This is a genomic window from Microbacterium arborescens (genome assembly GCF_049707515.1).
Taxonomy (GTDB): Bacteria; Actinomycetota; Actinomycetes; order Actinomycetales; family Microbacteriaceae; genus Microbacterium; species Microbacterium arborescens_B.
Window position 1 is genome coordinate 251,689 of sequence record NZ_JBNAFI010000005.1, and the last position, 12,461, is coordinate 264,149.

A 12,461-nucleotide genomic window follows, 5' to 3' on the forward strand; every position below is an offset into this window, starting at 1 on the left:
ATGCCCGAAGACCTGTCGCTGGATGCCGTTTCGGTCCTGCTCGTGTGGACGGCGGTGGCCGTCTACGCGTTGGCCTTCATCGCCTACGCGGTCGATCTGGCTCGTCGTTCCGACCTCGCCCTCAAGGCGAAGGACGCCGCGCCTGCCACCGCTGCCGCACCCGTTCTGGTCGCTGCGGGTGGCGGGCAGACGCTCGGCGAGATCCGCGCCGCCGAAGCCGAGGCCGAGCTCGCCCTGAACGCTCGTCCCGGCGACCGCCCGCGCCTGCTGTGGGCTCGCATGGGCACCACCCTGACGTGGATCGGATTCCTGCTCCACGTCGGTGCGACCGTGCTCCGCGGCATCGCCGCCGAGCGTGTGCCGTGGTCGAACATGTACGAGTTCGCGATGACCGGCACGGTGCTCGTCGTCATGGTGTACCTCGTCGTGTTGTTCCGCTACGACCTCCGCTTCCTCGGCACCTTCATCACGGGTCTGGTCGTGGTGCTGCTCGGTGGCGCCGCCACGAGCTTCTACGTCGTGGTCGTGCCGCTCGCCGACCCGCTGAAGTCGGTCTGGCTCGTCATCCACGTGTTCGTCGCGTCGCTCGCCTCGGCCTTCCTCGCGCTGGCCTTCGCCCTCTCGATCGTGCAGCTCATGCAGTCGCGACGTGAGACCCGCGCGATCGCCCGCGTCGGCGCCGCGGCCGACGACGCGGCATCCGCATCGCGCTCCCGCGACGGCGCCCGGTTCCTGCGCACCCTGCCGAGCGCCGACGCCCTTGAGTCGCTGGCCTACCGCTTCGCGATCATCGGCTTCATCTTCTGGACCTTCACGCTCATCGCTGGTGCCATCTGGGCCAACGACGCGTGGGGTCGCTACTGGGGCTTCGACACCAAGGAAGTCTGGACCTTCGTCATCTGGGTGCTCTACGCCGGCTACATCCACGCGCGCGCGACGCGCGGCTGGCGCGGAAACCGCAGCGCGTGGCTGTCGATCGTGGGCTTCTCGGCGGTGCTGTTCAACTTCGTCATCGTCAACCAGTTCTTCAAGGGCCTGCACGCCTACAGCGGCCTGAGCTGAGCGTCGCGCGGCGGTCGGCGCGTACGTCTGAGAATCGCCTTCAGCGCCGAGACTCAGCGTCTCCCGCCGATCCTCACCGCACCCGCTGATCCTCACGCGAACGGCGGCCTCGGGGTGCCGTCAGGCGCGTCGTTCGCAGACGATCGCGCCCACGGGCCGCTGGTCGCGCGCTTCCCGGACGTGCGTCTCCCGCACATCGAATCCGCTCTCCGTCAAGATCTGCTGCAGTTCTCGGGCCGGCCACCGAAACGCCCGCACCACCGCGTGATCGAAAGGTTCGACGGCGTCCCCGCTGAAGAACCCGATCACCAGTTCACCGCCGGGGCGGAGAACCCGTGCGAACTCGGCGATCGGCACAGCGACGGCTTCGGGCTCGTAGTGGATCGTGGAGAACCATGAGAGCAGGCCGGCGAGTGCCCCATCGGCTTCGTCGATGGCATCGATGCTCTCGACGCCGAACGGGATGCCGGGGTAGGTGGACCGGGCGTGATCGATGAACGCAGGCACGAGGTCGATGCCGCGCGCGTCGAGCCCGAGTCGGGTCAGGTAGTCCGTCCAGTGACCGGGACCGCACCCCGCGTCCAGGACTCGTCCTGTCAGGCGCCGGGCCCATGACTCGATGATCTGACGGTCGGAAGGATGCACCGCTGACATCGTGCCGAGCAGCTCCGTGTACTCCGCAGCACGCGCGCCGTATGCCTCGGTCGTCGTGGTCACCCGTTGAGGGTATTCGAATGGCCGCCGTGGCAGCAGAAGCTCCGCCCCCGCCTCACGCGGAGGCGGGGGCGGACGCGAGTCAGGCGGTGACCGGGCGACGCAGCAGGGCGCGCACCGAGGTGGTGCGGGCGCGAGCGGTGACGAGCACGGTGACGATCAGCGACAGCAGCAGCCAGATGATCAGGGCGCCGACGGCCGCGCCGGCGCCGCCGGTCGAGGTCAGCACCGCGAGCAGACCCTGGTAGGCGGATGCCGTGGGCAGCAGCGCTGCGATCTGCGACAGCACGCCGGGGACGGTGGAGACGACGCCCGTCGCCACCGCGAGCACCGCGACGCCGGCGGCGACCCAGCGGCCCGCTCCGCCGAAGAGCGCCACGAGCGCCTGGTTCACCGCTGCGAACGCGACGCCGGCGAGAGCGGAGAGCCCGGCGAACGCCGCCCAGGTCCACGGGTCGTACGACGCGGCGAGCTGCACCACCACGGCGACGAGCACGCCCTGGACGAGCCCGATCACGGCGGCGGGGGCGAAGGCGCGGAGCGCCAGCACGAACGACGGACGTCGCGAGGTCAGGGCGCTGCGGGGGATCGCCTGCAGCGCGATGAACGAGCCGATCGCGCCGAGCCAGAGGGCGAGGCCCGTCAGCAGCGGGATCGCCGACGCGCCGAACAGTTCCGAGCCGAGGCCTTCCGCTTCGACGGGCGCCGCGACGACGCTCGCCAGATCCCTCGCCTGCTGATCGGTGTACGACGGCAGCGCGGCCGTGGCGGTGTCGAGCCCGTCGGCGAGGGTGCCGGTGCCGTCGGCGACGGTCTGCACGCCGGATGCGAGGTCGCCCGCGCCCGTCGACAGCTCACCCGCGCCGCTCGAGAGCTGCGACGCCCCGTCGGAGAGCTGGCCGGCCCCGTCGGCGACCTGGCCGGCGCCGCCGGCGAGCTGCCCGGCACCGCCGGCGAGCTGATCCGCACCGTCCGACAGCTGAGCGACGCCGGTCGCCGCAGCGTCCGCACCGGCGGCCAGCTGATCGATGCCGCCCGAGAGCTCGTCGAGTCCGGACGACAGCTCGGCGATACCGGATCCCAGCGCCGGAAGCGCCTGCAGGCCGGTGGCGATCGCACCGGCGTTGGAGACGATGCCCTGGACCGATCCCAGGTTCGCGTCGACGGCTGACGACGCCGCGGCCACGTCTGCGCACCAGTCCTCGGGGGCGGGGGATGCTGCGCATTGCTGCGCGAGCGCCTGCAGCGTGCCGGCGGCCTGCGTGAGGCTCGCGTTGATGCTCGCCTGGTCGGCTTCGACCGCCTTCGCGGCATCCACGACGCTCTGCGGCACCTCGGGGATGGGGCTCGCGGTGAAGCCGTCGGCGATGGCGCCCAGCCCACCGGCGAGGGTGCGACCGTTCTCGGCGATCACCCGTGCGCCCGCCGACCACTGAGTGAGGCCGGTGGCGGCCGCATCGGCGCCCGCGGCGAGCTGAGATGCCCCTCCCGCAAGGTCGCCGGCGCCGCCCGCGACCTCGGATGCACCGCCGGCGAGCTCGGACGCGCCACCCGCGAGGGTGCCGGCGCCGCTCGCCAGTGCGCCGGCGCCATCGGCGAGCTGGGTGGCGCCGTCAGCCGCCTGCCGACCGCCGTCAGCGAGCTGACGGGCGCCGTCTGCGGCGTCGCCGAGCTGATCGCCGAGGGTCGTGAACCCGAGGAAGACGTTCTCGAGGTACACGGTCGACAGCTGCGAGCCCATGAGCGAGGTCGCCGCCTGCGTGATCTGCGCCGTGATCGCGTCGTCGACCACGAGACCATCGGGAGCGGTGTCGACGCGGATCGTGGCCTTTTCGGGAGTGCCGCCCGGTGCGGTCGACGTGGCCGCGGCCGAGAAGCCGCTCGGAATCGTGACGACCGCGTCGTAGGTGCCGTCGGCGAGGCCGGCGCGGGCGTCGTCGTCGTTCGAGATGACCCAGTCGAGATTGCTCGGCACCTCGTCCGAGCCTGCGACGAGGCCCGCGGTCAGCTGCCGGCCGAGCGGGGCGAGCTGGCCGTTGATCTCGACCGCCTGATCGTTGTTCACGATGGCGGCGCGCATGTTGTCGAGTCGCTCGGCCGGGTTGTAGAGCGCGGCGACCAGCACGCCGCCGATGAGCACGGGCAGCAGGATGACGCCGACGATGGTGAGCCAGGTGACGGGCTTGCGCGACCGTGCGCGCTCGATGGGAAGGGTCATGACGAGATCACCTCGGTGTTCGGGTGCGACGGTTCGGATGCGGGCGTCGCGGGTGCACCGCCGTGCAGGGGGAGGGTACGAGGAGCGGCGCGATGGGCGTCGGCGAGGATGTCGAGCACGGCGAGCTCGCGGCGGACGACGGCGACCACGGTGAGGGCACCGGCGCCCGCGTGGCGCTCGTCGAGGTCCGACGCCGCGTCGCGGAGCACCGCCGCGGCTTGATCGCGGTCGGCACCGGCCAGGAGGTCGAGGCCGTCCACGACGACGATCGTCGTGCCGCCCGCCGTGGCGCGGCGCAGTTCGCCGATCGGGTCGGCCGCACCCTCGAGGAGCGCGAGACCGACGTGTGAGCGGACCCACGGCGCGCGTTCGGGCAGGAGGTGGCCGCCGACGCGGAGCCGCCCCTCGTCCACCCGGAGGCGTCCCGCGACGGTGAGCGCGAAGGCGCGGGCGATGCGCGGATCCGGGTGCGAGACGACGAGCGATTCGCCGGGCTCGACGCGGAAGGTCGCGCCCGAGAAGAGCGGCACGTGGCCGTCGTCGTCGGCGTGGACGGCGACGTCTTCGGCGACCAGGGCCGCGGAGGTGTTGCGCTCGGGCCAGTCGCGCAGCGACAGCTCGCGCTCGACCGCTTCGCCCTCGATGTCGAAGTGGGGGAGGATGCGGTCGAGCCAGCGCGGCATCCACCACGCCTTCTCGCCGAGGAGGGCCATCACCGCCGGTACCAGCGTCATCCGGATGAGGAAGGCGTCGACCGCGATGCCGACGGCGAGTCCCAGGGCGATCGGCTTGATCGAGGAGTCTCCCTCGGGAACGAACGCCGCGAAGACGGCGAACATGATGACCGCCGCAGCTGTGACGACGCGCGCCGACGAGGTGAAGCCGGTGCGAACGGCCCCGACGGCGGTGAGGCGGTCGGCACGGCCGCCCCGGTCGCGCCGTCCGTGGACGTAGTCTTCGCGCATGCGCGAGACGAGGAAGACCTCGTAGTCCATCGCGAGGCCGAACAGCACGCCCATGAGGATGATCGGCATGAAGCTGATCACGGGCCCTTCGCGGGTGACGTGGAGCAGGTCGGCGAACCAGCCCCATTCGAAGACCGCCGCGACCACGCCGAAGGCGGCGAGCACCGAGAGGAGGTATCCGAGCGCGGCCTTGATCGGCACCCAGATCGAGCGGAAGACGATCGTCAGCAGGATGAGCGAGAGGCCGACGACGAAGATGCCGAAGGGGAGGAGCGCTTCGCCCAGCCGATCGGAGATGTCGATGCCGACGGCGGTGAACCCGGTGACCTTGAGGTCGACGCCGTACTCGTCGAGGATGCGATCGTGCTGCGCGCGCAGCTCGCGCACGAGGTCGGCGGTCTCGGGGGAGTCGGGCGCGGTCTCGGGGACGATCTGCACGAGCCCGGTGTCGGCGGTCTCGTTCGGGGTCGCCAGCGCGACCTCCTTGACGCCGGGGATGGTGGCGATGTCATCGCCGATGTCCTGCATGAGGGTCAGCGGATCGGTCGAGGTGACGATGGTGCCGGTCATGATGAGCGGACCGTTCGCCCCGGGCCCGAAGTGCTCGGCGGTGAGATCGTAGGCCTGACGCGCCTCGCTCGAGGGCGGCTGCACGCCGGCGTTGGGGAGGGCGAGCGTCAGGCTCGCCGACGGGATGGCGACGACGCCGAGCCCGGCGATCACCGCGATCGTGGTGACGAGCGGACGCCGCGTCACGCCCCGTACCCAGCGCTCGGCGAAGCCCCGGCGGGGCGTCGCGGGACGCTTGCGCGACCGCCGGGCCCGGCGCGGCCACCCGGCGACGCGCGGCCCGGCGAACCCGAGGAGGGCGGGGGTGAGGGTGACGGCGACCACGACGGCGATCGCGACGGCGACCGCGGCGGCGATGCCCATGGTCGTCAGGAACGGGATGCCGGCGAAGCTCAGGCCCACGAGCGCGATGAGCACCGTGATTCCGGCGAAGGCGACGGACGATCCGGCCGTTCCCGTCGAACGGGCCGCCGACTCCTCGGGGTCCATGCCGGCGCGCACCTGATCCTGGTGGCGGGCTGCGATGAAGAGGGAGTAGTCGATGCCGACGGCGAGGCCGAGCATGACCGACAGCAGCGGTGTCGTGGACGAGACGGAGGCGAACTGGGTCGCGACGAAGATCATCGAGGTCGCCAGGGCGACGCCGATGAGTGCGCTGACGAGGGGGAACCACGAGACCGCGAACGAGCGGAACGTGATGATCAGGACGAACAGCGCCACGAGCACGCCGATGACCTCGACGATCGACAGCGCCGGGATCGATGTCGAGAACAGGTCGCCGCCGAGGGCGATCTGCGTGCCGGAGGGCAGGTCGGCGCGCATCCGGTCGGCGACGGCCGTGAGCGAGTCTTTCGTCTCGGTGCTCACCGAGGTCGACTCGCCGTCGAACTGCACCCGGACGATCGCGGCGCGGTCATCCTCGGAGATCAGGCCCGACACCGTCTCGTCGAAGGGGTCGGTCACAGCCAGGACGTCGTCGCCGAGATCGCCGAACTCCGTGACGCTGTCGGCGATCTCGCCTGCGAACGGGTCGTCGCGCACGCTGTCGCCCTCGGGGGCGACGACGACGAGCTGCGCGCTCGTGCCGCTCGCTTGCGGGAACGTACGGTTGAGCAGTTCGAGCCCCTCCTGCGCCTCGGTCCCCGGGATCGAGAAGGAGTTGTCGGTGCCCTTGTTCAGCATCAGTGCGCCACCGCCCGCGATGACCAGGATGAGCAGCCACGACACGAGGACCCGCCAGGGGTGGCGGAACGACCACCGGCCGAGGGTGAACAGCAGTGTGGACACGGGCGCTCCAGGTATGGTCGATCGTCACGGGTGTTCGATACAGCGCTGTATCCGATACACCAATGTATCCTAGGTTCATCCCTCACCGGTCCGGCTGGATGATCGGTGTGAACACGAGGAGCACCATGGATGCCGAGGCCCGCCCGGCCACCCGCAGCCGCGAGAACACCCGCGCACGGCTCTTGGACGCCGCCGCAGAGGTCTTCGCCGAGGTCGGCCTGGACGCCGCGTCGGTCGAAGCCGTCTGCGACCGTGCCGGCTTCTCGCGCGGCGCCTTCTACTCCAACTTCGCGTCGAAGGGCGAGCTGTTCCTCGCGCTCGTCGAGCGCTCTTCGAGCCAGAAGCTCGACCTCGTCGCCGACCGGGTGCGAGCCCTCGATCGAACCGCGACGCCCGATCCCAGTTCGCTCGTGCCGCAGGTCGTGGGGGCCTCGCTCGCCGGCATGGAGCCGCGGCTCGTCTCCGAGCTTCGTGCCCAGGCGATCCGCGACGAGCGGATGGCTGCGGCCTATCTGCGCCTGCAGGAGGGCATCGTCGAGCGCGTACGGACGATCGTCGATGACATCGGCAGCGTCTACGAGCTGCGGTTCCGGCTGCCGACGGCCGAGGTCGCGCAACTGATGGTCGACCTCGCCGACGCCACGTGCGAGCGGGCGGCCATCGAGGGCCTCGGCGAGCCCGAGACGACGCGGCTGCTGCACGAGCGCATCGGACTTCTCGCGACGGCGCTGCTCGACAGCTGAGCGTTCTCCGCCGGCTCAGTCGTCCTCGGGACGAGGCCCGGATGCCAGCACCGCGTGACACCGCTCGAGGCGTTCGCGCCACCACCGCTGCCGTTCCGCGGAGGGGGCGAGGGCGGCGACGGCATCCCGGTCGACCGCGACGCGCCCCGCCGCGATCTCACCCGAGACGGGGCGGAGCGCGGGGGATGCGACATCCGCTGCGAACAGCGAGGCCGTGCCGAGTCCGCAGTCGTACTCCAGCTGCGGCAGCGCGGCCGCGAGCGCGACGCCCATCGACAGCCCCACGCTCGTGTCGAGCGCGCTCGAGACGACCGCGGGCAGTCCGGCCTCGGCCACGAGACGCAGAGCGCGCCGCGTGCCCCCGAGCGGCTGCGCCTTGATCACGAGGATGTCGGCGGCTCCCGCTCGCGCGACCGCGAGGGGGTCGTCGGCCTTGCGGACGCTCTCGTCGGCGGCGACCGGGATGCCCATGTAGTGGATGCGGCGGCGCAGCTCGGCGAGCTCGTCGATGCTCGCGCACGGCTGCTCGACGTACTCCAGATCGAACTCCGCGAGCGCGTGGAGGGCGTGCTCGGCCTCATCGAGGTTCCATGCGCCGTTCGCGTCGATGCGCAGGCGACCCTCGGGGCCGAGCGCCTCGCGCACGGCACGGACGCGCGCGACGTCGTCGGCCAGCACCTGGCCACGCTCGGCGACCTTCACCTTCACCGTGCGGCATCCGTCGTATCGCGACAGCACGTCGAGGACCCGGTCCGCGGCGACGGCGGGCACCGTCGCGTTCACGGCGACCCGGTCGCGGACGGGCTCGGGTGCCGGCATCCAGCCGAACTCGACGGCGGCGGCGAGCCAGACGGCCGCCTCGTCGTCGGCGTACTCGGTGAAGGGGGAGAACTCGCTCCAGCCCGCCGGTCCGTCGAGCAGGAGCGCCTCGCGCACGTCGACGCCGCGGAAGCGGGTCGTCAGCGGCAGTGCCACCACGTGCGCGCGGTCGAGCAGGTCGGCCAGGGCGGGGAGGGGCAGGGCGGCGTCCACGCGTTCATCCTCCCACCGGCGGCATAGGCTGGCGGCATGGTCTCGGATTTGTTCGATCCCGCGCAATGGTCGCTCGCCCCGGGGGCCGACGCGTACACCGACATCACCGCCCACGTCTCGACCGACGGCCGTATCGCGCGCATCGCCTTCGACCGACCCGAGGTGCGCAACGCCTTCCGGCCGCACACGGTCGACGAGCTGTACCGCGCCCTCGACATCGCGCGGCAGGACCCGCGGATCGGTGTCGTGCTGCTGACCGGCAACGGCCCGAGCGCGAAGGACGGCGGCTGGGCCTTCTGCTCGGGCGGCGACCAGCGCATCCGCGGACGCGACGGGTACAAGTACAGCGACGACGAGACCGCCGTGGGCGACCCCGCGCGCGCGGGACGCCTGCACATCCTCGAGGTGCAGCGTCTCATCCGGTTCATGCCGAAGGTCGTCATCGCCGTGATCCCCGGGTGGGCTGCCGGAGGAGGGCACTCGCTCCACATCGTGTGCGATCTCTCCATCGCCTCGGCCGAACACGGCCGGTTCAAGCAGACCGACGCCGACGTCGGTTCGTTCGACGCCGGCTACGGCTCGGCATACATGGCCCGCCAGGTCGGCCAGAAGGTCGCGCGCGAGGTGTTCTTCCTCGCGGAGGAGTACTCCGCGCAGCGCGCCTACGAGATGGGCGCGGTCAATCGCGTCGTCCCGCACGCCGAGCTCGAGCGGGAAGCCATCGCGATGGCGCGGACGATCCTGGGCAAGTCGCCGACCGCGATCCGGATGCTGAAGTTCGCCTTCAACGCGATCGACGACGGCATGGTGGGGCAGCAGGTGTTCGCCGGCGAGGCGACCCGGCTCGCATACGGCACCGACGAGGCTGTCGAGGGGCGCGATGCGTTCCTGCAGAAGCGCGACCCCGACTGGTCGCCCTATCCGTATCACTTCTGACCCGGCACGCCTCTGACATGCCGGTCGAACTCGTCCCCGTCGCATCCGAACCCCGGGAGGTGCTCCGAGCCCTCCGGCGGACGCTCGACGGGGCCGGGCCCGCACTCGCGCTCGGCGCTCCGTTCCCGAACGGCTCGTCGGCGGAGGCCCCGCCGGGCACCGTCGCCGTCGTGACGACGTCGGGCTCGACGGGCGTGCCCAAGAGCGTCGTCCTCAGCCGCTCGGCCCTCATCGCCAGCGCTGCGGCGACCGCCGACCGCATCGGTCGGGGCCGGTGGCTGCTGGCCCTTTCGCCCGGTTACGTCGCGGGCCTGCAGGTGCTCGTGCGGAGCCTGTTCGCCGGACACGAGCCGGCCGTGCTGTCCGGGTCGTTCTCGCCCGTCGCCTTCGCGGCGGTGACAGCATCGATGCACTCGAGCATCGGCGGGCGCCGGCTGGGGATGTACACCTCCCTGGTGCCGGCGCAGCTGTCGGATCTGCTCGACGCGGCCGAGGCGGATGCCGCCGTCGCGGCGTCGCTGCGGGCGTACGAGTCGATCCTCGTGGGCGGGCAGGCGCTTCCGCTCACGCAGCGCGAACGGGCCGAGGCGCTCGGGGCGCGCATCGTGCGCACGTACGGGTCGACCGAGACGAGCGGGGGATGCGTCTACGACGGCATCCCGTTGACCGGGGTCGATGTGCGGGTTCGAGACGGCGAGGTGCAGCTGTCGGGCCCCGTCCTGGCCGACGGGTACCTCGGCGAGCCCGAGCGCACGGCGGCATCCTTCATCGTCGACGGCGAGACGCGCTGGTACCGCACGGGCGACGCGGGCGAGTTCGACGGCCACGAGCTGCGGGTGACCGGCCGCATCGACAATGTGATCATCTCCGGCGGCGTCAACGTCTCGCTCGACCGGGTCGAGGCGGTCGTCCGGGAGCTGACGGGTCTCGCCTCCGCGGTCCTCGTCCCCGTCGCCGATGAGCGGTGGGGCCAGGCATCCGTCGTCGTCGTCGCGGCCTCGGCGCTCGCCGACGCCGGCGCCGATGCCGACGGCCTTCTTCCGCTGATCCGGGCCGCCGTCGCGGATCGCCTCGGCAAGCCGGCGCGTCCCGCCCGCGTCGTCACGATGGAGCGGATGCCGCTGCTCGACAGCGGCAAACCCGACCGCGCGGCCGTGCGTCGCATGCTCGCGATCTAGGATGATCCCTCGTGGCTCGTTCGTCTCGCTCCCCGAAGTCCCGTCCCGCGACGCGCGGCGGTAACCCCGCCAAGCGCGGCCTCGTCTCGGCCCCGCCGCCCCGGACGGCGACGGCTCGCGACTGGATCGGCGCGGCACGCCTGCGGACGCTCCCGCTCGCGATCACGCCGGTGCTGATCGGGACCGGAGCCGCGATGCTCGTCGACCGCCAGCTGCACTGGGTCATCGCGCTGTGCTGCCTGGTGGTCGCAGTGGCGCTGCAGATCGGCGTCAACTACGCCAACGACTACAGCGACGGCATCCGCGGCACCGATGACGTGCGGGTGGGCCCCGCGCGCCTGACCGGCGGCAGGCTCGCCCGCCCGCGGACGGTCCTCGCCGTGGCGCTCGCCTTCTTCGGGCTCGCCGCCGTCGCCGGCATCGCGATCATCGTGCGGACCGGTCATTGGTGGATGCTGCTGATCGGGGCGGCGTGCGTCGTCGCCGCGTGGTTCTACACCGGCGGCAAACGCCCGTACGGTTACGCCGGCCTCGGTGAGCTCTTCGTCTTCGTGTTCTTCGGGCTCGTCGCGACCGTGGGGACGACGTTCGTCCAGGCGGGATCCGTCCCGCAGGAGAGCTGGCTCGGCGCGGTCGGTGCAGGTCTGTTGGCCTGCGCCGTGCTTCTGGCGAACAACCTGCGCGACATCGATCAGGACCGGATCGCCGGAAAGCGCACCCTCAGCGTGCTCATCGGTCGCACCGCAACGCGCATCGTCTTCACGGTGTTCGTCCTGGCGCCGTTCGGGATCGCCGTCCTGCTCGCGCTGGTGTATCCGATCGCGTGGCTGAGCCTGTTCGCGCTGCTCCCGGCCCTCTCGGCGATCCTCATCGTGTGGACGTACCGTCAGCCGCGCGAGCTCGTCGTCGCGCTCGCGCTGACGTCGCTGACGTCCGTCGCGTTCGGGGCGTTCCTGTTCTGGGCCTTCGTCGGCTGACCCTCTAACGCTGACGGGCGCGCGCTGGCGGGCGGTCGCGAGCGCTCGCGGGCGCTGGGTCAGGAAGCGGCGTCCTCGGCTTCGGCGTCGGTCTCTTCGCCCGAGCGTCGGCGCGTCCGACGGGCCGCCAGGCCCGAGGCGACGTCGTCGAGCGGGCGGCGCAGGAAGATCAGCGACAGGCTCAGGCCGATGAGGGCGGCGAAGATCGCGGCGAGCCAGTAGTACTCGCGCATGATCGGGAACAGCATCATGATGCCGAACGGGACCAGGAAGGCGAGCAGCCGCAGCACGGAGTAGACGACGGCCGAGCGCGCATTCATCCGACCAGTGTACGACCGGGCCGGGTGACCCGCCGGACGCCTAGGATGGGGGAATGGCGCGGCTCCTGCTCATCGGTGTGCTGCTGGCACTCGCCTTCTGGGTGTACAGCATCGTCGACTGCGCGCTGCAGGACGCGACGCGTCACCGCGGAGTCAGCAAGCCGGTGTGGATCCTCATCGTCGTGCTGCTGCCGGTGCTGGGCGGCATCCTGTGGTTCGTCGTCGGACGAGTCCGCCGCGCGAACGTCCCGGCGCGCCGCGCACCCGACGACGATCCCGACTTCCTCGGCAGCCTCGGGTCGGTGCGTGATCAGGACGAGCGCATCCGCCGCCTCGAAGAGGAGCTCGCCGCTCTCGACGCCGAGGCCGACGATCCCCGCGACGTCCCGCCGACACGCTCCTCGCAGAGTGACGACGATGCCGAAGGGCCGACCGGCTCACGCGGTCCGCTCGCCTGAC

At 71.6% G+C, this 12,461-nt stretch carries 11 protein-coding genes; 6 read left to right on the top strand and 5 right to left on the bottom strand.

Annotated elements, in window-relative coordinates:
* Positions 1–1,062: a c-type cytochrome biogenesis protein CcsB gene (gene ccsB / locus ACPYN5_RS11850; protein ID WP_424449191.1), complete on the top strand. Its 1,062-nt coding sequence runs from the start codon at positions 1–3 to the stop codon at positions 1,060–1,062.
* A 120-nt stretch (positions 1,063–1,182) separates the two neighbouring features.
* Here ccsB and ACPYN5_RS11855 read toward each other — a convergent pair whose 3' ends face one another.
* The 3 genes from ACPYN5_RS11855 to ACPYN5_RS11865 form a co-directional block, all read right to left on the bottom strand.
* On the bottom strand, positions 1,183–1,779 hold the full coding sequence (locus tag ACPYN5_RS11855) for a class I SAM-dependent methyltransferase (protein WP_424449192.1): 597 nt from the start codon (positions 1,777–1,779) through the stop codon (positions 1,183–1,185).
* Between the two features lie 79 nt (positions 1,780–1,858).
* Entirely contained in the window at positions 1,859–3,994 is a 2,136-nt protein-coding gene (locus ACPYN5_RS11860; RefSeq protein WP_424449193.1) for a YhgE/Pip family protein, read from the bottom strand.
* Positions 3,991–6,816 (bottom strand): MMPL family transporter, encoded by a 2,826-nt coding sequence (locus tag ACPYN5_RS11865; protein ID WP_424449194.1) that lies wholly within the window; start codon positions 6,814–6,816, stop codon positions 3,991–3,993. The genes ACPYN5_RS11860 and ACPYN5_RS11865 overlap by 4 nt, the downstream gene beginning before the upstream one ends.
* A 107-nt stretch (positions 6,817–6,923) precedes the next feature.
* On the opposite strand from ACPYN5_RS11865, the gene ACPYN5_RS11870 reads away from it, so the two are divergent.
* Positions 6,924–7,559: a TetR/AcrR family transcriptional regulator gene (locus ACPYN5_RS11870; protein WP_424449195.1), complete on the top strand. Its 636-nt coding sequence runs from the start codon at positions 6,924–6,926 to the stop codon at positions 7,557–7,559.
* A 15-nt stretch (positions 7,560–7,574) separates the two neighbouring features.
* Here the strand turns inward: ACPYN5_RS11870 and ACPYN5_RS11875 are convergent, their stop codons facing one another.
* Complete coding sequence (locus ACPYN5_RS11875) at positions 7,575–8,579, bottom strand: o-succinylbenzoate synthase (RefSeq protein ID WP_424449226.1); 1,005 nt, start codon at positions 8,577–8,579, stop codon at positions 7,575–7,577.
* A 48-nt stretch (positions 8,580–8,627) separates the two neighbouring features.
* Here ACPYN5_RS11875 and ACPYN5_RS11880 point away from each other — a divergent pair, with 48 nt between their 5' ends.
* From ACPYN5_RS11880 to ACPYN5_RS11890, 3 genes are read left to right on the top strand one after another with little or no spacing between them, the layout of a single operon-like run.
* Positions 8,628–9,527 (top strand): 1,4-dihydroxy-2-naphthoyl-CoA synthase, encoded by a 900-nt coding sequence (locus ACPYN5_RS11880; protein WP_424449196.1) that lies wholly within the window; start codon positions 8,628–8,630, stop codon positions 9,525–9,527.
* A 17-nt stretch (positions 9,528–9,544) separates the two neighbouring features.
* Positions 9,545–10,705 carry an AMP-binding protein gene (locus ACPYN5_RS11885; protein ID WP_424449197.1) on the top strand — a complete coding sequence of 387 codons (1,161 nt, stop codon included), beginning with the start codon at positions 9,545–9,547 and terminating at the stop codon, positions 10,703–10,705.
* Between the two features lie 11 nt (positions 10,706–10,716).
* Entirely contained in the window at positions 10,717–11,682 is a 966-nt protein-coding gene (locus tag ACPYN5_RS11890) for a 1,4-dihydroxy-2-naphthoate polyprenyltransferase (RefSeq protein ID WP_424449198.1), read from the top strand.
* 59 nt (positions 11,683–11,741) lie between these two features.
* Here ACPYN5_RS11890 and ACPYN5_RS11895 read toward each other — a convergent pair whose 3' ends face one another.
* The gene (locus ACPYN5_RS11895) at positions 11,742–12,002 is read right to left on the bottom strand and encodes a DUF4229 domain-containing protein (RefSeq protein WP_424449199.1); all 261 of its coding nucleotides are present in this window, start codon (positions 12,000–12,002) and stop codon (positions 11,742–11,744) included.
* Between the two features lie 53 nt (positions 12,003–12,055).
* On the opposite strand from ACPYN5_RS11895, the gene ACPYN5_RS11900 reads away from it, so the two are divergent.
* Entirely contained in the window at positions 12,056–12,460 is a 405-nt protein-coding gene (locus ACPYN5_RS11900; protein WP_424449200.1) for a PLD nuclease N-terminal domain-containing protein, read from the top strand.
* The last annotated feature ends 1 nt before the right edge of the window (position 12,461 follow it).